Origin of the sequence: Caulobacter sp. CCG-8 (genome assembly GCF_037402475.1) — a bacterium.
Lineage (GTDB): Bacteria > Pseudomonadota > Alphaproteobacteria > Caulobacterales > Caulobacteraceae > Caulobacter.
Map to the genome: position 1 here is coordinate 277657 of NZ_JBBEUD010000001.1, position 21047 is coordinate 298703.

Here is a 21047-nt window from a genome sequence, read left to right on the forward strand (position 1 = left end):
TCCCGACCAAGATGGGGCCTATTAGTTGTAGATCGGGAACCGGGCCGTCAAGGCCAGGACTTCCTCGCGGACCTTGGCCTCGACCGCTTCGTTGCCGGCGGGACCGTTGGCGGCCAGGCCGTTGACGACCTCGCCGATCAGCTGGCCGACGCGGGTGAACTCGGCCGTGCCGAAGCCGCGGGTGGTGCCGGCCGGCGTGCCCAGGCGGATGCCCGAGGTCACGGTGAACGGCGCGGTGTCGAACGGCACGCCGTTCTTGTTGCAGGTCATGTGGGCGCGCTCGAGGCTGTGCTCGGCGTCGCGGCCGGTCACGCCCTTGGGACGCAGGTCCACCAGCATCAGGTGGCTGTCGGTGCCGCCCGAGACGATGTTGACGCCCTGCCCCTGCAGCGCCTCGGCCAGGGCCTTGGCGTTGTCGATCACCTGCTGGGCGTAGGCCTTGAAGGCCGGCTGCAGCGCCTCGCCGAAGGCCACGGCCTTGGCGGCGATGACGTGCTCCAGCGGACCGCCCTGCAGGCCGGGGAACACGGCCGAATTGACCTTCTTGATGATGGCTTCGTCGTTGGTCAGCACCATGCCGCCGCGCGGGCCGCGCAGGGTCTTGTGGGTGGTGGTGGTGACCACGTGGGCGTGCGGGATCGGGCTGGGGAACACGCCGCCGGCCACCAGGCCCGCGAAGTGGGCCATGTCGACCATCAGATAGGCGCCGATGCTGTCGGCGATCTCACGGAACTTGGCGAAGTCGATCTGACGGCTGTAGGCGCTGCCGCCGGCGATGATCAGCTTGGGCTTCTCGGCCTTGGCGATCTCCTCGACGGCGTCGTAGTCGATCAGCTGGTCCTGCTGGCGCACGGTGTAGGACACCGGCTTGAACCACTTGCCCGACTGGTTGGCGGGCGAGCCGTGGGTCAGGTGGCCGCCGGCGGCCAGGTCCATGCCCAGGAAGGTGTCGCCCGGCTGCAGCAGGGCCATGAACACCGACTGGTTGGCCTGCGAGCCCGAGTGCGGCTGGACGTTGGCGAAGCCGGCGCCGAACAGGGCCTTGGCCCGCTCGATGGCGATGGTCTCGATCTCGTCCACGTATTCGCAGCCGCCGTAGTAGCGCTTGCCCGGATAGCCCTCGGCGTACTTGTTGGTCAGGATCGAGCCCTGGGCCTCCAGCACGGCGCGCGAGACGATGTTCTCGGACGCGATCAGCTCGATCTGGTTCTGCTGGCGGTTCAGCTCCAGCCCGATCCGGTCGAAGATGTCGCGGTCGGCGGCGGCCAGATCGGCGCCGAAAAAGGCGCTCTTGTCGGCGGTGATGTTGTTGGCCGGTGCGGTCATGGACGCTCTCCTGGGGCTGGGAGATTGGAGGAAAGGACTCGGGCGGAGTTCGGTCGCGCTCTCTTTACCGCCCTTCGCGCTGTGATCAATCCGGGAACCGCGCGGCGCGCCGAAGCGTTGGTCAGACGCCGGCGCCAGGACCACCTGGCGCGCCGGGCGTTTTGGCGACTTTCAAACAGATCGACAGACAGGGCGGAACGGGTATGGCGACGGCGTACGGCGAGGCGGCGACCAATGACGAGGACGTCGACATCCTGGGCCTCAGCGCCAGCATCGTGGCCGCCTACGTCGCCCAGAACACCGTGGCCCGCACGGCGATCCCCGACCTGATCCGCTCGGTGCACGGCGCGCTGTCGGCCCTGGGATCGACCTCGTCCGAACCGGCGGCCGAACGCGCCAAGCCCGCGGTGCCGGTCTCGCGCTCGGTGCAGCGCGACTACATCGTCTGTCTGGAAGACGGCAAGCGCCTGAAGATGCTCAAGCGCTACCTGCGCACCCACTACGACATGAGCCCCGAGGAATATCGGCGCAAATGGTCGTTGCCGGGGGACTATCCGATGGTGGCCCCGGCCTACGCCGAGCGTCGGTCCGACTTCGCCAAGTCCATCGGACTGGGCAAGGGCAAGATGCGGGGGCGGTAGGTCCGTTCGGAATTCGAAGAAGAAGCGTTTCCTCTAGGCCGCGTGGCCGCCCATGCGGGCGACGTTGCAGTGGGCCCACAGCTTTTCCATCGCCACGACCAGCTTGCGCATCATGTCGTCGGTGTGGAACGGCGTGGGGGTGAAGCGCAGGCGCTCGGTGCCGCGCGGGACGGTCGGATAGTTGATCGGCTGCACATAGACGCCGTGGTCGGCCAGCAGCATGTCGCTGATCATCTTGCAGTGCACGGGGTCGCCCACCAGCACCGGCACGATGTGGCTGTCGTTCTCCATCACCGGCAGGCCGGCGGCCTTGAACATCGCCTTCAGGGTCTTGGCGCGCTCCTGGTGGGCCTCGCGGACCTCCGGGTGCTGCTTCAGGTACTTCACGCTGGCCAGGGCCCCGGCGGTCAGGGCCGGCGGCAGCGAGGTGGTGAAGATGAAGCCCGAGGCGACCAGTCGGATGGCGTCGATCACCACGGCGTCGCCGGTGATGTAGCCGCCCATCACCCCGAACGCCTTGCCCAGGGTGCCTTCGATGATGTCGATCTGGTCCATCAGGCCGTCACGCTCGGCGACGCCGCCGCCGCGCGGACCGTACATGCCGACCGCGTGGACCTCGTCCAGATAGGTCATGGCGCCGTACTTCTTGGCCAGGGCCACCGTGCCGGCCATGTCGGCGATGTCGCCGTCCATCGAATAGACGCTTTCGAACGCGATCAGCTTGGGCGCGTCGGCCGGCGCGGCGATCAGCAGTTCCTCGAGGTGCGCCAGGTCGTTGTGGCGGAAGATGTGCCGCTGGCAGCCGCCGTTGCGGATGCCGGCGATCATCGAGGCGTGGTTCTGGGCGTCGGAGAAGATGATCAGGCCCGGCAGGATCTTCTGCAGCGCCGACAGGCTGGCCTCGTTGGACACGTAGCCCGAGGTGAACAGCAGGGCCGCTTCCTTGCCGTGCAGGTCGGCCAGCTCGGCCTCCAGCTCGACGTGGTGATGGTTGGTGCCCGAGATGTTGCGCGTGCCGCCCGAGCCCGAGCCGTGGTTGTCGATCGCCGCGTGCATGGCGTCCAGCACCACGGGGTTCTGGCCCTGGCCCAGATAGTCGTTCGAGCACCAGACCACGATCTCGCTCTCGCCGCCGTCCGGACGGGTCCAGGTGGCTCGCGGGAAGGCGCCGCGATGGCGCTTCACATCGGCGAACACCCGATAGCGGCCCTCTTCGCGGATCTGGTCCACAGCGGTCTGGAACGCGGCTTTGTAGTCCATGGTCACTTCACCCGACGGACTTTGACGAGTCCTATCGGTCCCTTCTCAAGGCTCGGCTTTTCGCACCAGCGACGCGCCCTGTCCACATAAGGGCGTATACCTACCGATAGATATTGGCCGTCACAAATGACGCCAATCGACGCGTCGCCTTCGCGAACGGACAGCTTCGCTAGAGAGAACTCTCGCCAAGGCTGTGTCAATGAAGGTCGGCAATTTTTCCGCGCAGAAGTTGCAGCACCGCCGAGAAGTCCTTGCCGCCGAATCCGTTGCCGTCGAAGAGGGCGTACAGCGCCTCGGCCTGGGCGCCCATAGGGGTTGAGGCGCCGGACTTGGCGGCGGCCTCCTGGGCCAGCTTCAGGTCCTTGAGCATCATGGCCGTGGCGAAGCCGCCCTCGTAGCCGCGATCGGCCGGGGTCGAGGGCCCCACGCCCGGGACCGGACAGTAGGTCGAGACCGACCAGCACTGGCCCGACGACTTGCTGGCGATCTCGAAGAACCGGTCGGCGGCCAGGCCCAGCTTCTCGGCCAGGGCGAAGGCCTCGCAGGTCCCCAGCATCGAGATTCCCAGCAGCATGTTGTTGCAGATCTTGGCCGCCTGCCCCGCCCCGTGGTCGCCCGCGTGGATGGTCACCCGCGACATCGGGGCCAGCGCCGCCTCGACCTGCGCGAAATCGGCCGCGTCGCAGCCGACCATGAAGGCCAGGGTCCCGGCCTCGGCGGCCATGATCCCGCCGGAGACGGGCGCGTCGGCGAAGCGGAAGCCCGCCGCCCTCGCCTGCCCCGCCACGGCCCGGGCGCTGTCGACGTCGATGGTGGAGCAGTCGATCAGCAGGGCCGATTTGGGCGCATGGGCCAGGACCTGCTCGCCATAGACGCCGCGCACGTGCGGCCCGGCGGGCAGCATGGTGATCACGACCTCGGCGTCCTTGACCGCCTCGGCCACGGATCCCGCCGCGTGGCAGCCGGCCGCCACGGCCTTCTCAAGCGCCGCCGCCGACAGGTCGAAGGCGCTGACGTGGTGCTGGGCCTTGGCCTGGTTGGCGGCCATGCCGCCGCCCATGTTGCCCAGGCCGATGAAGGCGATGCGGGTCATGTGAGGTCTCCTCCGGTTACGCTCGGCCATTCGGCCTTTTCGTTATTTCGACAGTTCGAGATGCAGGTGGTCGTCGTGGCGCGCCGCCCGACAGCCCTGGAAGCGGACCATGTCCACACCCGGAGCCCATCGCTGCTTCAGATGGGGTTCGATCAAGACCTTGCGAAGGCCATGGGCGCGCCCCTCGGTGGTCAGCCAGGCCAGGGCGGCGCTCATCCGTTCGGGGTCGGCCCGGCGGGTCACCCGCGACTGCAGCGCCGCGAAATCCCAGCGCAGGTTCGGCTGCTTGGCGTGGGCGCAGGGCCGCGCCTCGTCGGCGCCCGGCGCCTCATACGCCCAATAGCCGATCGGGCCGGCCGCGCCGTCCAGCACCCGCCGCCCGTCCGCCTCGCGATAGTAGTAGGCCAGGTCCACCTTGCGCCCGTCGCGATGGGACAGGTGCGGCATCAGCGGAAAGCCGTCGAAGAACGGAAAGCCGGCGTCGAGGAAGCGCGTGATCGTGCCCGGATAGCGATCCGCCATATGGGTCGCCAGGGCCGCGACCAGCGCGTCGGTCTCGGGGGTCGCATAGTTCCTGTTGAGGACGCAGAGCCCCGGATTGACCGCCGCGTAGGGGCGACCGGGTCCCGCCACGCAGGACAGCCGCACGCGGCCGCCGATCTCGGCCAGCGGGGGGACGACCACGAAGCTGACCACGCCGTAGACCGCGACGAACCCCAGAACCGACAGCCAGACCGGCCAGCGACGCAGGCGGGCCAGCCAGGCCGTCAGGAGCAGCGCCACGCCCCCGACCTGGGTCAGGATCGTCAGCGCGAGGGCGCCTCCCAGCAGCGCGACAATCCTCGCGCCGCGCCGCCAGGAGGGTTTGCTCATCGCGCCCCGGCCGGCTTGCGGAACTTGTAGATGAACTGGTCGGTCTTGCCGCGGATCGACGGGTCGAAGACGCTGAGCTTGCGGGTGTCGGACGGGTCGCGCAGCACGCGGCTTTCGCCCTCGAAGATGAAGCCGGCGGCGGTGACCTCCTGCTTGACGGCCTCGGCGTCGATCCGGTGCAGGGTCTCGGTGTCGCGCAGGCCCGAGCCGGGCTCGGCCGAGTGGTCCAGCACCAGGTAGACGCCGCCCGGCTTCAGGGCCTTGAAGACCTGGCGGTTGACCACCGACAGGTCGGCCGGGCCCATGAACTTGTCGTGCATGTCGTGGTAGTTCTGGGCCGTGAACACCAGGTCCAGCTTCTCCGGCGCGGCGAAGTTGGGCAGGGTGTTGAGGATCACCGACACGTTCTTGTAGGCCGGATCGGCGGCGATGGCCTTCACGGCCGGCTCGCGCTTGGCCAGCTTGGTCAGTTCGTCGGGCACATAGGCGTAGACGTGGCCCTTGGGCCCCACGGCCTTGGACAGGATGCGGGTGAAGTAGCCGCCGCCCGGGATCAGGTCGGCCACCTTGGCGCCCGGCTTGACGCCGGCGAACGACAGGGTCTGGCCCGGCAGGCGGTTCTCGTCGCGGACCATGTCGGCGGCCGGACGGTTCGGGTCGGACAGGGCCGCGGCGATGTTGGCCGGGATCGCGGCGGGCGCGTCGGCGGGCGGAGGCGGCGGCGGCGCCATCGGACCCATGGGAGTCGTGGCGCAGCCCGCGAGGGCGAGCACGGCGACGAGGCTGAGTAACGGCTTACGCATGGTATTCCTTCCGACGACGTCTTCTTGATTGCCCCCAAGCTAGCGCAGCATTCACGCTACGTCAGCGGCGACCATTCCTGATCGCTGGGCAGCGGCGCGAAAATATCATCCAGCATGGCGTCGGTGACGTCTTCAAGCGTGGCCGGGTCCCAGCGGGGCGCATTGTCCTTGTCGATGATCACGGCCCGGACGCCCTCGATGAAATCGTGGCGGCGCACGACGCGCGAGCCGATCCGGTACTCCATGGCCATGTTGTGGGCGAAGTCGGTCATCGCCGCCCCGGCCTCCAGCTGGCGGAAGGCCACCTTCAGGGTCTGGGGCGACTTGGTCTTCATGACCTCCAGCTGGGCCTTGCCCCAGTCGCTGCTGTCGGCCTCCAGGAATTCGAAGATCTGCTCGACGCTGTCGCCGACGAACAGGCGGTTGAGGTCCTGCTCGAAGCCGACCAGCGAGGCCTTGCCGGCGTCGGCGCGGTACTTCTTCAGCGTCTCTTCAATGCGGCGCGGGTCGGCGACGATGGCCTTCTTCAGGCCCTCGACGGCGCCGAACTCGACGAAATGGGTGGCGACGCCCAGGCGCATGCAGTCCGCGCCCTTGATCCGCGCCCCGGTCAGGGCCAACCACAGCCCCGCCTTGCCCGGCAGGCGCGGCAGGTACCAACCGCCGCCGACGTCCGGGAACAGGCCGATGCCGGTCTCGGGCATGGCGAAGGTCGTGCGCTCGGTGGCGATCCGGAAGTGGGCCGGCATCGAGATCCCGACCCCGCCGCCCATCACCACACCGTCGAGGATGGCGACCACGGGCGTGTCGTAGGTGAACAGCAGGTGGTTCAGCTGGTACTCGGTGTGGAAGAAGGCCCGCGCCTCGACCGCGTCGCCCGCGCCACTGTGGGCCAGCATGCGGATATCGCCGCCGGCGCAGAAGCCGCGCTCGCCCGCATGGTCGATCATGACCATGTAGACCTCCGGATCGTCCTGCCAGTCCAGCAGGGCGGCGATCATCAGCTCGCACATGTTCTGGGTCAGGGCGTGCAGCGCCTGGGGCCGGTTCAGCGTGATGCGCCCGACGTTTTTCTCAACACGGACAAGGACTTCGGGCTGGTCGTTCATGGCGGTCCGTGACTCTAGGCGGGTTCGGCGACGGGGTCGCAGGCGAGGCGCTCGATCGCGCCGCCGCTCAGGCGGAAGATGGCGTTCTGCGGCGTGTCCAGGGCGACGACCTCTTCGCGCGGCAGGCCGGCGTAGGCGCCGCGCAGCATCCAGCCGGCGATGCCGTGGCTGACCACGATCAGCCTGCGCTCGGGCTCGGGCGGCTGCTCGGCCAGCCAGCCGGAGACGCGGCCCATGATGTCGTCATAGGTCTCGCCGCCCGGCGACCTGAACGCCCACTCCGGGTCGGACAGCAGGGCCGGGTTCTCGCGTTTCACGTCGTCGCGCAGGCGGTTGGACCAGTCGCCGACGCTGACCTCCATCAGGCGGTCCTCGAACGCGACCGGCAGGCCCAGGCGGGCGGCGATCGTCTCGGCGGTGTCGCGCGCCCGGCGCAGCGGGCTGGCGACGATACGCCACTCGGCCGGCCGCTCGATCAGCGAGGCCAGCAGCTCGCCCATCGCCCCGGCCTGGGCGCGGCCCAGCGGGGTGAGGTCGGACTCAGTCTGGCCCTGCATGCGGCCTTCCCGGTTGTGGAACGTCTGACCGTGGCGGCAGAGATAGATCATTTGGCCTCGAACCTGGCTTTGCGAGCGGCGACGTCATCCGCGACGAGGTCCATGTAAGGCAGGCCGAGATCGTCGTCTTCATCGAATCAATAGGCCGGTACGTCCCCGTCCAGGAGTTCCGCTGAGACCCGCTGCAGAGCCAGGATCAGCGCCTGGGTTGAATCGACCCCGCCCGTCTTCAGGCGCCGAACCCGTCCGTCCACCATCGTGATCGTGATGCGGCACAGCCAGCTCGAACCCCAAGGCTCGGGTACGAACCAACGGCAGAGGAGCGGTTTCGCCACGCCATCCAACAGGATTTGGTAGGTGCGCTCGCAGGCGACGCCGGCCTCTAGAGGCGGACCGTCCTCCTCGTCGAACTCCGGCGGCTCCTCCTCGCTCACTGGCGGAACATCTCGCGGGCGATGATGACGCGCATGATCTCGTTAGTCCCTTCCAGGATCTGGTGCACCCGCAGGTCGCGGACGATGCGCTCCAGCGGATAGTCCTGCAGGTAGCCGTAGCCGCCGTGCAGCTGCAAGGCGTCGTTGGCCACCTGGAAGCCGGCGTCGGTGGCGAAGCGCTTGGCCATGGCGCACAGCTTGGTGGCCTGGGGATCCTTGTTGTCCAGCGCGTGGGCGGCGCGGCGCACCATCAGGCGGGCGGCCTCCAGCTCGGTGGCCATGTCGGCCAGCTTGAACTGCAGGGCCTGGAAGTCCTTCAGCGGCTTGCCGAACTGCTTGCGGCTCTCGAGATAGGCCTTGGCGGTGTCCAGGGCGAAGGCCGCGCCGCCCAGCGAGCACGAGGCGATGTTCAGCCGCCCGCCGTCCAGGCCCATCATGGCGAAGCGGAAGCCCTCGCCCTCCCCGCCGATGCGGTTGGCGACCGGCACGCGGCAGTCGTCGAAGTTCACGGCCGCCGTCGGCTGCGAATTCCAGCCCATCTTGCGCTCGTTGGCCCCGAAGCTGAGCCCCGGCGTCCCCTTCTCGACCACGAAGGCCGAGACGCCCTTGGCGCCCTCGCCCCCGGTCCGCGCCATGACGACATAGACGTCCGAGACGCCGCCGCCCGAGATGAAGGCCTTGCCGCCGTTCAGCACGTAGTGGTCGCCGTCCAGCCTGGCCGTGGTGCGCATGGCCGCCGCGTCCGAGCCCGAGCCCGGCTCGGTCAGGCAGTAGCTGGCGATCAGCTCCATGGTGGTCAGGCGCGGCAGGTACCGGTTGCGCAGCTCGTCCGAGCCGAACCGGTCGATCATCCACGAGGCCATGTTGTGGATCGTCAGATAGGCCGCCGTGGGCACGTCGCCATAGCTGAGGGCCTCGAAGATGATCGAGGCGTCCAGGCGCGACAGCCCGCTGCCGCCGACGTCGTCCTGGACGTAGATGCCGGCGAAGCCCAGGCCCGCCGCCTCGCGCAGCACGTCGACCGGAAAGTGCTTCTTCTCGTCCCACTCGGCGGAATGCGGGGCAAGGCGTTCCGCCGCGAAGCCCGAGGCCATGTCCTGGATGGCGCGTTGATCGTCGTTGAGCGCGAAATCCATGCGCGAAATCCTCCCAAGTGGGGCAGAGTGATCCCCTCGCCTTCTTGGCCGCTGACGTGCCGCGCCCGGGCGACTGTGTCAATCATATCTCACTCGGTGACTTTGAATGTCGCACCGCGAGAAAAGCGGGAACCAAATGTCGCACCGCCCTTGAACCGCCGCGTCCTCGGTATAAATCGCGGTTATCGGAGGCGTCGTCTTTCTGTCATGCGTAAGTTCACTGCCGTTTTCGCCGCGGTCGCGGCGCTTGTCAGCGTGTCGTCTGTCCAGGCGGCCGACCTGGGCGTCTGGACGGGTCCCAAGGACAATGTCCGGGTCGCGATCAAGAGCTGCGGGTCCAGCACCTGCGGCACGGTGGTCTACGCCAGCCCCAAGGCCGAAGCCGACGCCCGCAAGAGCGGCCTGGACACCCTGGTCGGCAAGCAGCTGCTGCGCGACTTCGAGCCCACCGGCCACGGCAGCATGCGCGGCAAGGTCTATGTGCCGACGCTGAAGGTCACCCTGACCGGCACCGCCGAGTTCGTCGACGCCCGCACCATGAAGGCCAAGGGCTGCGTCCTGGGCGGCCTGCTGTGCAAGTCGCAGACCTGGCACCGCATCGACGCCGTCACCGCCAAGAACGACGGCCCCGCCAGCTACGCGCCGTAAGCCCGGCTATTCCTGCTTCCTGAGGAACGCGGTCAGCCCGGCGAAGTAATTCGCCTGGTCGTCGTACATCGCCAGGTGGCTGCCGTTGGCCAGGTACAGGTATTGGCCCTTGGGCAGTTGCTTGGACATCTTCTCCATATAGGCCGGGTCCATGGTGTCGTACCGGGCCCCGATCACCAGGGTCGGCACGGTGATCCGCTTCAGGTCGTCGAAGCGGTCCCACTTTTCCAGCAGACCGCTGGCGCCCAGCTCGCTGGGTCCCTGGATCAGGGTGTAGAGCTCGCCGTTCAACTGGCCGAACGCATAGGTCACGGGCTCGGGCCACTGGTCGGCCGGACGGCGCAGGATGTGCTTCTCGTAGTGCATCGGGATCAGCGTGCCCATGTAATCCGGGTCCGACGTCTTGCCCGCCGCCTCCAGCGCCTTGACCTTGGCCAGCTGGGCCTGGTCCATCTCCGGCATCAGCACCTTCTCGGCGTAATCGTTGTAGGCCGGGATCGAGGCCATCATGTTCGAGATGACCACGCACTTGAGGTTGGCCTGGTGTTTCAGCGCGTACTCGATCGCCAGCACGCCGCCCCAGCTGTGGCCCAGCACGCAGAAGTTCTCCGGACCCAGGTTCAGCGCCTTGCGCACCTGCTCCACCTCATCGACGAAGCGGTCGATGGTCCACAGCTTGGTGTCGGTGGGCTTGTCCGAGCGCCCCGAACCCAGCTGGTCGTAATAGATGTACTCGATGCCCTGGGCCGGGAAGTAGCTGTCGAAGGGCTCGAAATAGTCGTGCGTCGCGCCCGGGCCGCCGTGCAACAGCAGCACCTTCAGCTTCGGGTTGGAGCCGACCCGCTTGGTCCAGACCCGGAACTTGCCCGAGGGGGTGTCGATGTCGACCATCTTCACCCCGCCCGACCAGGCGTCGGGCGCCTTGACGTCGTAGTAGCTGGCCGGGGGCGCCTGTCGCGCCAGGGCCGCCGTTGCGAAAAAGGAGGTCGCGAAAAGGGAGGTCGCCAGGAACGCCATCGCCAACACAAACCGCTTCATGGTCCGCCTCTTCGATTCAGCCCTGGCGCGACCATTGGCGAGATCGCGGGGCGGGGCAAGCGCCCTTAAGCAACCAACCGCCTTGCCTCGCGCCACCTGGCGCGCGAAACCTCGCCCCATGACCACGCCCCCGCTCGCCCCCTACCCCGCCACCCGCCTGCGCCGCCTGCGTCAGGCCGACTGGACCCGCCGCCTGGTCCGCGAGACCACGCTGGAGCCGTCCGACCTGATCTGGTCGATGGTGGTGCACGAGGGCGAAGGCGTGGTCCCGGTCGCCTCGATGCCGGGCGTCGAGCGCCTGTCGGTCAAGGAGGCCGCCAAGGCCGCCGTGCGGGCCCGCGATCTGGGCATCCCCGCCATCGCCATCTTCCCGCACATCGACGGGTCGCGGAAGGACGCCGCCGGCTCGATCGCGTCCGACCCGGACGGCGTGATCCCCCGCGCGGTCAAGGCCATGAAGGACGCCGCCCCCGAGGTCGGCATCATGTGCGACGTGGCCCTGGACCCCTTCACGGACCACGGCCACGACGGCGTGGTCGAGGGCGGCAGGATCCTCAACGACCCGACGATCGAGCGCCTGATCGAACAGGGCCTGATGCAGGCGGAGGCCGGCGCCGACATCCTGGCCCCGTCCGACATGATGGACGGCCGCATCGGCAAGCTGCGCGCGGCTCTGGAGGGCGCCAACTTCCAGGACACGATGATCATGTCCTACGCCGCCAAGTACGCCTCGGCCTTCTACGGCCCGTACCGCGACGCCATCGGCTCGGCCAAGCTCAGCGCCGGCCAGGGCGACAAGAAGACCTACCAGATGGACCCGGCCAACACCGAGGAGGCCCTCCGCGAGGTGGCGCTCGACATCGCCGAGGGCGCCGACATGGTCATGGTCAAGCCGGGCATGCCCTATCTCGACATCCTGCGCCGCCTGGTCGACGAGTTCCGCATGCCCACCTACGCCTTCCAGGTGTCGGGCGAGTACGCGATGATCAAGGCCGCCGCCCAGAACGGCTGGATCGACCACGACCGCGCCGTGATGGAGAGCCTGACCGCCTTCAAGCGCGCCGGCGCCGCCGGGATCATCACCTATTTCGCGCCCTGGGCGGCTGAGAAGCTGGGCTAGGACGCGACTCGCCGCCGTCGCTAAGCTGGCCGCATGACCCAGCCCAGCATCGACATCGTCACCGCCGTGATCCGCGACGAGGCCGGCCGCATGCTGGTGGTGCGCAAGCGCGGCACGGCGATCTTCATGAAGCCGGGGGGCAAGCGCGAGCCCGGCGAGGACGACCTGACCGCCCTGGCCCGCGAGCTGGGCGAGGAGATCGGCGCCCGACTGGTCTCGGCGACCCTGCTGGGCGCCTTCGAGGCGCCGGCCGCCAACGAGCCCGGCTTCACGGTGCGCGCGGCGACGTATCTGGCCAGGGTCGAGGGCGAGATCGCCGCCCGGGCCGAGATCGAGGAGCTGGCCTGGATCGACCCGGCCGCGCCGGGCGACATCGTGCTGGCCCCGCTGATGCGGGTGGTGCTGGCGCGGCTGGCGGCCTAGTGCGGCGCTCACACCTCTCGGCCATCATCATTCCTTCCACCCGCTCATCCCGGCGTTCGCCGGGATGAGCGGATCAAAAAGCAATAATCCGGCGGTGAAACCGCGCTCCGCTAGTCTTCCAGTTCGTCGGGATCGCCCGCGGCGTCCTCGTCGGCGTCGTCCCGGGCGATCGTCTCCGACCTCGGGGGCGGCGGCGGATCGGCGCTGAAGAAGGCGCCCAGCAGCATCAGCATGCCCGCCACCGGGGCCAGCGACCGCTTGGAGCGACGCAGCGCCAGGACGCCCCAGACGCAGAGCAGGATCACGGCGGCGCCGAAGGCGGTCAGGACGAGCGTGGCCTGCAAGGTTCCCATCGGTTGGATATGGCGACGCTTCGACCCGCCGCAACCGCCCTCGCGCGAAACCGGGAACGGGCTTAGGGTGTTCCTAGTGTTCGGCCCGAGGCCGCGTACGACGGCCCGGTCCGAACCTCAACGACAAGCGGAGGTGACGCATGGACGCCGATTTCAACGACACCGGAAAACCCGAACTGCTCGCCCACGAGCAGACCTATCACGGATTCAGCATCCTCCTGCGATGGTGCATGCTGGGCCTGGCCACCACCATCTCGACCCTGACCCTGTGGTTCGCCAGCCCCGCCGGCTTCTGGGGCGGCCTGATCATCGGGATCGTGGTGTTCGCGATCGGCCACGCCATCCTGGTCCGCCGCGAGGAGAAGCAGCCGCTGAACCTGTGGATCGAGGGGCGGTAGGTCACCGACGGGGACATGTCCTTGGGTGTGTCCCCAGGTTTCGCACCGAGCCAAGCGGTTGGGGACACGTGCGAGTGCGTGTCCCCGTCACCGCGGCGGACAACCCGCTGATATCGCGGCGCTAATCGTTATTCCCCGCAGGGTTTCCCGGCGGCCGCATAATGGCTCCACCTCGACGCGGGAAAGGGCGCATGGCCAGCGACCGATGCGGCGGCGGGGGGCGATCGAGCGGGAAGCTCCTTCGGCGGTCCGAAAGGATCAAACCCCATCCATCTGGTGCCGGCTGGGCTCGGAACACGGATACAGCGTTGGATGGGGGCCGGTTGAGCAGCAGGCGAGCGGTGAGACGCTCGCGGTCCGGGACTGGGGATCGTTGCTCCAGCCCGCCCGCCGGAGGCTTCAAGGCGGCGAGGTTCCAATAGAACTCGGCGCCGTCGCGCTTCCGGATAACGACCGCGCGGAGCGATCGGTCTTCGTCGAAACGGTATTCTCTAATTTCTTCCGGACGGTGTCCGGCGCTCCGCGTCCCTTTCCAACTCACAGCGAAGGCGTGAGGCCGAAAAGCCGTGGCTCACTCACTTGCCCCCACCTGGCGGCTTCGCCGCCTGTCCGCCCCCGTAGGGGGCGGAGCCTTCGCGCCGCGCCAGCCGGAGGGCTCTTCCCCCTATGACCGCGAAGCGGTCCGTAGGGGGCAAGTGGGCGCCGCATCGAGGAGCAGAAAACCCCCCTACTTCTCCAACCGCGCCACCAGACTGGAGGTGTCCCAACGGTTCCCGCCCATCGCCTGAACCTCGCCGTAGAAGCCGTCGATCATCGCCGTGGCCTCCAGCCTGGCCCCGTTCACGCCCGCCTCGGCCAGGGCGATCCCCAGGTCCTTGCGCATCCAGTCGACCGCGAAGCCGAAGTCGAACTTGCCCTCCGACATGGTCTTCCAGCGGTTCTCCATCTGCCAAGATTGGGCCGCGCCCTTGGAGATGGCCGCCAGGACGTCGTCGGTGGGCAGACCGGCGCGCTTGGCGAAGTGCAGGGCCTCGGCCACGCCCTGGACCACGCCGGCGATGGCGATCTGGTTGCACATCTTGGTCAGCTGGCCCGCGCCCGAGGGCCCCATCGGGCGGATGGCCTTGGCGTAGGCCATCAGGACGGGCTCGACGCGAGCGTAGGCGTCCGCGTCGCCGCCGGCCATGATCGTCAGCTGGCCGTTCTCGGCGCCCGCCTGGCCGCCCGACACCGGGGCGTCGACGAACCAGCGGCCCACGGCCCGGGCGGCGGCGTCCATCTCGCGGGCCACCGTGGCCGAGGTGGTGGTGTGGTCGACGATCACCCCGCCTTCCGCGATGGCCGGCAGCACCTGCGCCACCACGCCGCGGACGTCGTCGTCGTTGCCGACGCACAGGCAGACCAGCTCGGCCCCCGCTACCGTCTCGGCGATCGTCGGCTTGGACGCGCCGCCGTGCTTTTCGACCCAGCGCGCGGCCTTTTCGGGCGTGCGGTTGAAGACGGTGACCTCGTGGCCGGCGGCCTTCAGATGGCCCGCCATCGGGAAACCCATCACGCCCAGGCCGATGAACGCCGTCTTCATGTCGGAAACTCCTCTTGGAAGAGGCCCGACATCGCCCTTCGCGGGCCGGATCGCAACGGCATTTTAACGTCCGCCCCTCACCTTCGCTCGAACAGGGTTAAACAGGCTTAAGTGCAATGGCCGTCAGCGGCGACCAGCCGATCATCGTCATCAAGAAGGTCAAGAAGGGCGGCGGCCATGGTCACCATGGCGGCGCCTGGAAGGTCGCCTATGCCGACTTCGTGACCGCGATGATGGCCTTCTTCCTGCTGATGTGGCTGCTGAACACGACCAGCCCCGAGCAGAAACAGGGCATCGCCGACTATTTCGCGCCGGCCTCGATCTCGTCCAGCACCAGCGGCTCGGGCGGCATCCTGGGCGGCACCTCGCTGGGCGACGACGGCGCCAAGGCCGACGGCAAGATGTCGGTCATCCAGCAGATGGCCCCCGAAGCCCCCAAGGAAACCGACAAGGACGGCCAGAGCACCGCCTCGGCCAATCTCGACTCGGCCAGCGAGCAGGCCCTGCGCGACGCTCTGGCCAAGAAGGAGCAGGACAGTTTCGCCTCGGCCGCCCAGTCGCTGCGCCAGTCGCTGCAGGAGATGCCGGAACTGGCCGAGCTGTCCAAGCAGATCCTCATCGACCAGACCCCGGAAGGCCTGCGCATCCAGCTGGTCGACCAGGACGGCCGCTCGATGTTCAAGGAGAACTCGCGCGACCCGAACGACCGGGCCCGCATCCTGTTGCGCGCGGTGGCCAAGGTGATCAACCAGCTGCCCAACCGCATCACCATCTCGGGCCACACCAGCGCCAGTTCGGCCGGCAAGCGCGCCGACAGCGACTGGGCCCTGTCGGCCGGCCGCGCCGACGCCTCGCGTCAGATCCTGCGCGGCGCCGGGGTGGACGAGGACCGCATCTACCAGGTCTCGGGCAAGGCCAATTCCGAGCCGCTGTACGCGGACGATCCCACCCTGCCCGGCAACCGCCGCATCTCCATCGTGCTCCTGCGCGAAAAGCCGGTGCTTCCCGATGGGCTCTGAGGCGTCCCGTGAAGTGATGACGCTCAAGCGTGCTGCACAGCTTGCGCAACCGTCGCGGATGCCGCCTAATCGTGTTTCAGCCCGGTTACGCGGGTTAGAGCGTGGCAGCCGAAAGTGGTTGCCGGTTTCGGCGCCTGCCACGCTCTAAGTGTTAAAAATGGAGCCTGCCCTCAGGCTCCAGGCCACTAGAGGGATCGGGCGCTTTCCGTGACGCAGCATTTTCCGACGCGACAGCTGCGCTTCTTCCTCACGGCGCCCACGCCTTGCCCCTATCTGCCCGGCCGCGAGGAACGGAAGGTGTTCGCCCACCTGCCGCTGTCCGACGGTCCGACGGTCAATGACAGCCTGACCCAGGTCGGCTTCCGCCGCTCGCAGAACATCGCCTACCGCCCCGCCTGCGAGACCTGCCGCGCCTGCCAGTCGGCGCGCGCCCCGGCCGGCGACTACGTCTTCTCGCGTTCGGAACGCAAGGTCCTGACCCGCAACGCCGACCTGGAACGCCACCTGGTCGAGGCCGAGGCCACGCTCGAGCAGTTCGAACTGCTGCGCCGCTACCTGCTGACCCGCCACGCCGACGGCGGCATGGCCGAGATGACCTGGCCCGACTACGTGGCCATGGTCGAGGACACGGCGGTCCGCACCCACCTGATCGAATACCGCCTGCGCTCGAAGGACCGCGGCCCGGGCGACCTGATCGCCTGCGTGCTGGTCGACGTGCTCGCCGACGGCCTGTCGCTGGTCTACAGCTTCTACGACCCCAGCCTGACCAAGCGCAGCCTGGGCTCGTTCATCATCCTGGACCACATCCTGCAGGCCCAGCTGAACGCCCTGCCCTACGTCTATCTGGGCTACTGGGTGCCGGGCAGCGAGAAGATGGCCTACAAGGCGCGCTTCTCGCCGCTGGAGATCCTCAAGCCCGGCGGCTGGGCCCTGATGTCGGCCCGCGAGCGCGGCGCGCGTCCGCCCAAGCCGGTCGGCTGCGGCTCCAACGCCGGGGTCGAGCTCAGCGACGCCGAACCCGCCGAGCTGGGCGGCTTCCCCAGCCCGGGCAAGCCCTGAGCGCCCTAGCGCGCGAACGACACCCCGCCGTCCACGGTGACGGCCGAGCCCGTCACATAGTCCCCGGCCCGCGAGGCCAGGAAGATCGCCGTCCCCGCCATGTCCTCGGTCGTGCCGATCCGGCCCGCCGGAATGGCCTTCGACACCGCCTCGGCATGGTCGCGGGCGACCCGGTTCATGTCGGAGGCGAACGCCCCCGGGGCGATGCAGCTGACGGCGATGTTGTCGGGCGCCAGCCGCAGGGCCATGCGCTTGGTCATGTGCAGCAGGCCCGCCTTGGACGCGCCATACGGATAGGTCTCCTCGCGGGCCACCGACTGGCCGTCGATCGAGGCGATGTTGATCACCTTGGCCACGTGCTCCTTGCCCGCCGCCCGCAGGTGGCCGATCAGGGCCTGGGTCAGGAAGAACGGCGTCTTCATGTTCAGGTCCACGACCTTGTCCCAGCCGCTCTCGGGGAACTCGTCGAACGCCGCGCCCCAGGCCGCGCCGGCGTTGTTGACCAGGATGTCCAGCTTGTCCTCGCGTTCGGCGATCCGCGCCACCAGGCCGTTGATGCCCTCCAGCGTCGAGACGTCGGCCGGCAGCGAGATGCACTCGCCCAGGGCCGACAGCTCCTCGGCCGTCGCGTCGCAGGCGGCGGCCTTGCGGGCCGAGACGTACACGCGGCGCGCGCCGTAGGTCAGGAAACCCTCGGCGATCATCTTGCCGATGCCGCGCGAGCCGCCGGTGACCAGGGCCACGCGGCCCTTCAGGGAAAACAGATTCTGCATCATGGGATCGGTCTCTCAGAAGCTGCGGCCGGCGGCGAGCGCGCCCATCCGCTGGGTGATGTCGAAGAACTGGGCGACGGTCTCGTCGATGATCTGGGCGGCCGGCTTGACCTCGTCGATCAGGCCGACGGTCTGGCCCGCCAGGGCGGGCGCCGCCTCCATGTCGCCGCCGAAATAGACGCCGAGGATGCCCTTCAGCGCGTCGGGCGGCATCAGGCCGGCTTCGTGGATTTCACGGGTCCGCTCGGACTTCAGCGCGCGGATGCAGGGGCTGGCCTTCTTGTTCAGCACCCAGGTGCCGGTCTCCTTGGAGCCGGTGATCGCGGCCTTGTAATTGGCGTGGACCGGGCTCTCGGCGGCGCTGACGAAACGGGTGCCCATCTGCACGGCCTCGGCGCCCAGGGCAAAGGCGGCGGCCATGCCTCGGCCGTCGCAGATGCCGCCGGCGGCGATGAGCGGCACGTCCACCCGGGCGCGGATGGCCTGCAGCAGCACCAGGGTCGAGACCTCCTCGGGGTTCTTGAAGCCCCCGCCCTCGGCGCCCTCCACCACCAGGCCGTCGACGCCGGCCTCGACGCATTTGACCGCCGCGTCGACCGTGGGCACGGCGTGATAGACGACGATGCCGGCGTCCTTCAGCGGGCCCACGAACTTGGCCGGGCTGCCGGCCGAGGTGGTGACGAACTTCACGCCGCTCTCGCAGACGAAGCGCAGCATGGCATCGTCCTTCAGGAACAGGATCGGCAGGTTCACCCCGAACGGCAGGCCGCTGTCGGCCATCTTGCGGATCTCGGCCTTGCAGGTCTCGGTCTCGCCGGACGAGGTCTCGATGATCCCCAGCCCGCCGGCCCGCGAGACGGCGCTGGCCAGCGGAAAGCGGGCGATCCAGCCCATGGGGGCCTGGACGATCGGATATTTGGCGCCGGTATGGGCCAGGACGCGATTGGTCATGGGATCAACAGCACCCGGCCGACGGCCTGGCGGCTCTCGATATAGGCGTGGGCGGCGGCGGCCTCCGACAGCGGGAAGGTCCGGTCGATCAGCACCTTCAGCTCGCCGCGCGCGGCCTCGTCGATCAGGGTCTGGATCATGTCGTGCACGCGGTCGGTCATGATCTCGGCGCCCAGGAACACGCCCGTCAGGCTGCGGTTGCCGCCCATCAGCGACGACACGTCCACCTTAGTCGGCTCGCGGCCCGCCTGGCCGACCAGCGAGATCCGGCCACGATAGCCCAGGGCCAGGATGCTGGCCTGGAGGGTCTGGCCGCCGACCGGATCGACCACCAGATCGACGCCGGCGCCCTTGGTCAGCTTCATCACCTGCTCGACCACGTCGTCGCGGCGATAGTTGATCCCGTGATCCAGGCCAAAGGGCTTCAGGCGTTCCAGGCGCTCGTCGCTGGAGGCGGTGGCCAGCACCGTCGCCCCGGCCCGCTTGGCCAGCTGGATCGCCGCCACGCCCACGGCCCCGGCTCCCGCCTGGACCAGCACGGTCTCGCCGGACTTCAGATGGCCGGCCCCGAACAGGCACTCGTGCGCCGTGCCGAACGGCACCGGGATCGCCGCGGCTTCCCGGACGTCTAACCCTTCGGGGATCGGCCAGGCGTTGCGGGCCGGCACGCTGCGGAGCTCGGCGTGCGAGCCGAAGGCGTTCACGGTCACCGCCTTCTGGCCGACCTTCAGGTGCGTGACCTCGGCCCCGACCTCGACGATCTCGCCGGCCGCCTGGTAGCCGACGATGTGCGGGCTGCCCGCCATCGGACCGCCGCCGCGGTTGAGGGTGTCGCCGCCTTCGATGCTGACCGCCTCGACGCGGATCACCACCCCGCTCGGATAGCAGGGCGGATCGGCGACCTCCTCGTACTTCAGCACCTCCGGCGAACCGGTTTCGTAATAGACGGCGGCCTTCATGACGGGCTCCCTAAGCTTTGTTTTCGTTGCCTTCGAGGGCCTGCCTATTTCGCCGGATCGACCAGGGCCTGATAGACGAGGGTCGAGGCGTCATCGCTGATCTTGGCCAGGGCCGGATCAATGTCCTTGGCCAGGATGTGGATCATCCCCAGCATGAAGAGGTCGTTCTTCGGGTCGATCCAGAACCAGGTCCCGGCCGCCCCGCCCCAGCTGTAGGTCCCTTCGCCTTGCAGCGTGCCGTCCCGGGCCGGATCGGTGACCACCGCGAAGTCGAGGCCGAAGCCCACGCCCTTGCCAGGCGAGAACGAGGCGTCGGGCGCGGCCATCACGATGTCGCTCAGATGGTTGGACGCCATCAGCTTGATCGTGCCCGGCGACAGGATGCGCGCGCCGTCCAGCTCGCCGCCGTTCAGCAGCATCTGGGCGAAGCGGGCGTAGTCGGCCGTGGTCGAGACCAGGCCGCCGCCGCCCGAGGCGATCACAGGCGGCTTGGTGACGTCCAGCACCATGAAGTTGTCGGCCGGGACCAGCTTGCGGGTCTTGGGATCGGGGATGTAGAGCGCGGCCAGGCGATCGCTCTTGGCCGCGGGGACGTAGAAGGCCGTGTCGGTCATCTTCAGCGGATCGAAGATGCGGCTCTTCATGAAGTCGGCCAGGCTCATGCCCGACAGCCGCTCGACGATCAGGCCCTGGATGTCGACCGAGACGCTGTAGCGCCATTCCGTGCCCGGCTGGCTGGCCAGGGGCAGCTTGACCAGCTTGTCCAGGAACTCGGCCTGGGTCTTCGAACCCAGCAGGCCGCTGTCCCGATAGGCCTTCTCGACCGGTTGATCCGTGCGCAGACCATAGGCGAAACCGCCGGTGTGGCTCATGATCTCGCGCATGGTCGGCACGCGCGTCGCCGGCTCGGTGATGAAGGTCCCGTCGGGGTTCTGCCCCTTGTAGACCTGCAGATGGGCGAACTCGGGCACGAACTTGGTGACCGGATCGTCCAGCCGCCACTTGCCCTCCTCGAACAGCATCATCATCGCCACGCCGGTCACCGGCTTGGTCTGGGAATAGATCCGGAAGATCGTGTCCTTGGTCATCGGCGCGCCGCCGATGGCCTTCTTGCCGTAGGTCTCGTAGCTGACGACCTTGCCATGGCGCGCGACCAGCGTGATCGCGCCCGGCAGGTGACCCTGATCGACCAGGCCCTGCATGTAGCCGTCCAGGCGCTTGAGGCGTTCGGACGAGAAGCCTTCGGCTTCGGGCGTCGCGGGAGCCAGGATCGCGGCGGGCGCCGGCTTGGGCGCCGCGTGCGCCGTCATCGGGGCCAAGGCGATCGCCGCCATCGCCGCCGCCATCGTCAGCCGAATCCGCATCCATCCCTCCAAACGATTGTTTGGAAGCACCTTAGCTTGCTTTGATGACGCGGCAATGGATCACGTCGCGGCCGCCCTTGCCCCCTCCCCGCCGATGCGGCTAAGGAGAACGCCCCGTTCGACGAGCG

Annotated in this window: 23 protein-coding genes; 7 read left to right on the plus strand and 16 right to left on the minus strand. The window is 68.5% G+C overall.

Annotated elements, in window-relative coordinates; translation table 11 throughout:
* Positions 1-21: 21 nt before the first annotated feature.
* Complete coding sequence (glyA, locus tag WAE60_RS01105) at positions 22-1326, minus strand: serine hydroxymethyltransferase (RefSeq protein ID WP_029915219.1); 1305 nt, start codon at positions 1324-1326, stop codon at positions 22-24.
* A gap of 203 nt (positions 1327-1529) precedes the next feature.
* On the opposite strand from glyA, the gene WAE60_RS01110 reads away from it, so the two are divergent.
* On the plus strand, positions 1530-1967 hold the full coding sequence (locus WAE60_RS01110; protein WP_029915221.1) for a MucR family transcriptional regulator: 438 nt from the start codon (positions 1530-1532) through the stop codon (positions 1965-1967).
* A 33-nt stretch (positions 1968-2000) separates the two neighbouring features.
* Here WAE60_RS01110 and hemA read toward each other — a convergent pair whose 3' ends face one another.
* The 8 genes from hemA to WAE60_RS01150 all read right to left on the minus strand — a co-directional run bounded on the left by hemA (position 2001) and on the right by WAE60_RS01150 (position 9232).
* Positions 2001-3227, minus strand: a complete 1227-nt coding sequence (gene hemA, locus WAE60_RS01115) for a 5-aminolevulinate synthase (RefSeq protein ID WP_029915224.1) — start codon at positions 3225-3227, stop codon at positions 2001-2003.
* 196 nt (positions 3228-3423) lie between these two features.
* The gene (gene mmsB, locus WAE60_RS01120) at positions 3424-4350 is read right to left on the minus strand and encodes a 3-hydroxyisobutyrate dehydrogenase (RefSeq protein ID WP_304413049.1); all 927 of its coding nucleotides are present in this window, start codon (positions 4348-4350) and stop codon (positions 3424-3426) included.
* Positions 4351-4362: 12 nt separating this feature from the next.
* Positions 4363-5193 carry a hypothetical protein gene (locus WAE60_RS01125; protein WP_337684469.1) on the minus strand — a complete coding sequence of 277 codons (831 nt, stop codon included), beginning with the start codon at positions 5191-5193 and terminating at the stop codon, positions 4363-4365.
* Positions 5190-5996 (minus strand): class I SAM-dependent methyltransferase, encoded by an 807-nt coding sequence (locus WAE60_RS01130; protein ID WP_029915230.1) that lies wholly within the window; start codon positions 5994-5996, stop codon positions 5190-5192. Before WAE60_RS01130 ends, WAE60_RS01125 begins: the two co-directional genes overlap by 4 nt.
* 56 nt (positions 5997-6052) lie before the next feature.
* Positions 6053-7105, minus strand: coding sequence for an enoyl-CoA hydratase/isomerase family protein (locus WAE60_RS01135; RefSeq protein ID WP_337684470.1), 1053 nt, complete (start codon positions 7103-7105; stop codon positions 6053-6055).
* 14 nt (positions 7106-7119) lie between these two features.
* Positions 7120-7713 carry a histidine phosphatase family protein gene (locus WAE60_RS01140; protein ID WP_337684471.1) on the minus strand — a complete coding sequence of 198 codons (594 nt, stop codon included), beginning with the start codon at positions 7711-7713 and terminating at the stop codon, positions 7120-7122.
* A gap of 86 nt (positions 7714-7799) precedes the next feature.
* Entirely contained in the window at positions 7800-8096 is a 297-nt protein-coding gene (locus WAE60_RS01145) for a hypothetical protein (protein WP_337684472.1), read from the minus strand.
* Positions 8093-9232 carry an isobutyryl-CoA dehydrogenase gene (locus WAE60_RS01150; RefSeq protein WP_337684473.1) on the minus strand — a complete coding sequence of 380 codons (1140 nt, stop codon included), beginning with the start codon at positions 9230-9232 and terminating at the stop codon, positions 8093-8095. The genes WAE60_RS01145 and WAE60_RS01150 overlap by 4 nt, the downstream gene beginning before the upstream one ends.
* A 207-nt stretch (positions 9233-9439) precedes the next feature.
* Between WAE60_RS01150 and WAE60_RS01155 the strand changes: the two genes are divergently transcribed.
* Complete coding sequence (locus tag WAE60_RS01155) at positions 9440-9880, plus strand: DUF2147 domain-containing protein (protein WP_029915236.1); 441 nt, start codon at positions 9440-9442, stop codon at positions 9878-9880.
* 6 nt (positions 9881-9886) lie between these two features.
* Here the strand turns inward: WAE60_RS01155 and WAE60_RS01160 are convergent, their stop codons facing one another.
* Positions 9887-10918 carry a proline iminopeptidase-family hydrolase gene (locus WAE60_RS01160; protein WP_197026731.1) on the minus strand — a complete coding sequence of 344 codons (1032 nt, stop codon included), beginning with the start codon at positions 10916-10918 and terminating at the stop codon, positions 9887-9889.
* 118 nt (positions 10919-11036) lie between these two features.
* Here WAE60_RS01160 and hemB point away from each other — a divergent pair, with 118 nt between their 5' ends.
* Both hemB and WAE60_RS01170 read left to right on the plus strand, forming a co-directional pair.
* Positions 11037-12038 (plus strand): porphobilinogen synthase, encoded by a 1002-nt coding sequence (gene hemB / locus WAE60_RS01165; protein WP_029915238.1) that lies wholly within the window; start codon positions 11037-11039, stop codon positions 12036-12038.
* Positions 12039-12071: 33 nt separating this feature from the next.
* Complete coding sequence (locus WAE60_RS01170; RefSeq protein ID WP_337684475.1) at positions 12072-12461, plus strand: NUDIX domain-containing protein; 390 nt, start codon at positions 12072-12074, stop codon at positions 12459-12461.
* Positions 12462-12571: 110 nt separating this feature from the next.
* Here WAE60_RS01170 and WAE60_RS01175 read toward each other — a convergent pair whose 3' ends face one another.
* The gene (locus WAE60_RS01175; RefSeq protein ID WP_337684476.1) at positions 12572-12814 is read right to left on the minus strand and encodes a hypothetical protein; all 243 of its coding nucleotides are present in this window, start codon (positions 12812-12814) and stop codon (positions 12572-12574) included.
* A 140-nt stretch (positions 12815-12954) separates the two neighbouring features.
* Between WAE60_RS01175 and WAE60_RS01180 the strand changes: the two genes are divergently transcribed.
* Entirely contained in the window at positions 12955-13212 is a 258-nt protein-coding gene (locus WAE60_RS01180; protein ID WP_029915243.1) for a hypothetical protein, read from the plus strand.
* A 727-nt stretch (positions 13213-13939) separates the two neighbouring features.
* Here WAE60_RS01180 and WAE60_RS01185 read toward each other — a convergent pair.
* Complete coding sequence (locus tag WAE60_RS01185; protein ID WP_337684479.1) at positions 13940-14794, minus strand: NAD(P)-dependent oxidoreductase; 855 nt, start codon at positions 14792-14794, stop codon at positions 13940-13942.
* 116 nt (positions 14795-14910) lie between these two features.
* Here WAE60_RS01185 and WAE60_RS01190 point away from each other — a divergent pair, with 116 nt between their 5' ends.
* Complete coding sequence (locus tag WAE60_RS01190) at positions 14911-15813, plus strand: flagellar motor protein MotB (RefSeq protein WP_029916435.1); 903 nt, start codon at positions 14911-14913, stop codon at positions 15811-15813.
* A gap of 207 nt (positions 15814-16020) precedes the next feature.
* Positions 16021-16872, plus strand: a complete 852-nt coding sequence (locus WAE60_RS01195; protein WP_029916436.1) for an arginyltransferase — start codon at positions 16021-16023, stop codon at positions 16870-16872.
* A 5-nt stretch (positions 16873-16877) separates the two neighbouring features.
* Here the strand turns inward: WAE60_RS01195 and WAE60_RS01200 are convergent, their stop codons facing one another.
* The 4 genes from WAE60_RS01200 to WAE60_RS01215 are packed head-to-tail and all read right to left on the minus strand — an operon-like array spanning position 16878 to position 20919.
* Entirely contained in the window at positions 16878-17645 is a 768-nt protein-coding gene (locus WAE60_RS01200; protein WP_035018987.1) for an SDR family oxidoreductase, read from the minus strand.
* A 15-nt stretch (positions 17646-17660) separates the two neighbouring features.
* The gene (locus WAE60_RS01205) at positions 17661-18596 is read right to left on the minus strand and encodes a nitronate monooxygenase family protein (RefSeq protein WP_029916440.1); all 936 of its coding nucleotides are present in this window, start codon (positions 18594-18596) and stop codon (positions 17661-17663) included.
* Complete coding sequence (locus WAE60_RS01210) at positions 18593-19555, minus strand: zinc-binding alcohol dehydrogenase family protein (RefSeq protein WP_337684480.1); 963 nt, start codon at positions 19553-19555, stop codon at positions 18593-18595. Before WAE60_RS01210 ends, WAE60_RS01205 begins: the two co-directional genes overlap by 4 nt.
* Positions 19556-19599: 44 nt before the next feature.
* Positions 19600-20919 carry a serine hydrolase domain-containing protein gene (locus WAE60_RS01215; protein WP_337684481.1) on the minus strand — a complete coding sequence of 440 codons (1320 nt, stop codon included), beginning with the start codon at positions 20917-20919 and terminating at the stop codon, positions 19600-19602.
* Positions 20920-21047 lie beyond the last annotated feature (128 nt).

Excerpts from the sequence above, each read along its gene's own strand:
- WAE60_RS01155 (WP_029915236.1), top strand. The coding sequence starts at position 9,440 with ATGCGTAAGTTCACTGCCGTTTTCGCCGCGGTCGCGGCGCTTGTCAGC.
- glyA (WP_029915219.1), bottom strand. The coding sequence starts at position 1,326 with ATGACCGCACCGGCCAACAACATCACCGCCGACAAGAGCGCCTTTTTC.
- WAE60_RS01160 (WP_197026731.1), bottom strand. The coding sequence starts at position 10,918 with ATGAAGCGGTTTGTGTTGGCGATGGCGTTCCTGGCGACCTCCCTTTTC.
- WAE60_RS01130 (WP_029915230.1), bottom strand. The coding sequence starts at position 5,996 with ATGCGTAAGCCGTTACTCAGCCTCGTCGCCGTGCTCGCCCTCGCGGGC.
- WAE60_RS01185 (WP_337684479.1), bottom strand. The coding sequence starts at position 14,794 with ATGAAGACGGCGTTCATCGGCCTGGGCGTGATGGGTTTCCCGATGGCG.
- WAE60_RS01215 (WP_337684481.1), bottom strand. The coding sequence starts at position 20,919 with ATGCGGATTCGGCTGACGATGGCGGCGGCGATGGCGGCGATCGCCTTG.
- WAE60_RS01190 (WP_029916435.1), top strand. The coding sequence starts at position 14,911 with ATGGCCGTCAGCGGCGACCAGCCGATCATCGTCATCAAGAAGGTCAAG.
- WAE60_RS01200 (WP_035018987.1), bottom strand. The coding sequence starts at position 17,645 with ATGCAGAATCTGTTTTCCCTGAAGGGCCGCGTGGCCCTGGTCACCGGC.
- WAE60_RS01170 (WP_337684475.1), top strand. The coding sequence starts at position 12,072 with ATGACCCAGCCCAGCATCGACATCGTCACCGCCGTGATCCGCGACGAG.
- WAE60_RS01175 (WP_337684476.1), bottom strand. The coding sequence starts at position 12,814 with ATGGGAACCTTGCAGGCCACGCTCGTCCTGACCGCCTTCGGCGCCGCC.
- WAE60_RS01205 (WP_029916440.1), bottom strand. The coding sequence starts at position 18,596 with ATGACCAATCGCGTCCTGGCCCATACCGGCGCCAAATATCCGATCGTC.
- WAE60_RS01150 (WP_337684473.1), bottom strand. The coding sequence starts at position 9,232 with ATGGATTTCGCGCTCAACGACGATCAACGCGCCATCCAGGACATGGCC.
- WAE60_RS01125 (WP_337684469.1), bottom strand. The coding sequence starts at position 5,193 with ATGAGCAAACCCTCCTGGCGGCGCGGCGCGAGGATTGTCGCGCTGCTG.
- hemA (WP_029915224.1), bottom strand. The coding sequence starts at position 3,227 with ATGGACTACAAAGCCGCGTTCCAGACCGCTGTGGACCAGATCCGCGAA.
- WAE60_RS01180 (WP_029915243.1), top strand. The coding sequence starts at position 12,955 with ATGGACGCCGATTTCAACGACACCGGAAAACCCGAACTGCTCGCCCAC.
- mmsB (WP_304413049.1), bottom strand. The coding sequence starts at position 4,350 with ATGGCCGAGCGTAACCGGAGGAGACCTCACATGACCCGCATCGCCTTC.
- WAE60_RS01135 (WP_337684470.1), bottom strand. The coding sequence starts at position 7,105 with ATGAACGACCAGCCCGAAGTCCTTGTCCGTGTTGAGAAAAACGTCGGG.
- WAE60_RS01140 (WP_337684471.1), bottom strand. The coding sequence starts at position 7,713 with ATGATCTATCTCTGCCGCCACGGTCAGACGTTCCACAACCGGGAAGGC.
- hemB (WP_029915238.1), top strand. The coding sequence starts at position 11,037 with ATGACCACGCCCCCGCTCGCCCCCTACCCCGCCACCCGCCTGCGCCGC.
- WAE60_RS01110 (WP_029915221.1), top strand. The coding sequence starts at position 1,530 with ATGGCGACGGCGTACGGCGAGGCGGCGACCAATGACGAGGACGTCGAC.
- WAE60_RS01210 (WP_337684480.1), bottom strand. The coding sequence starts at position 19,555 with ATGAAGGCCGCCGTCTATTACGAAACCGGTTCGCCGGAGGTGCTGAAG.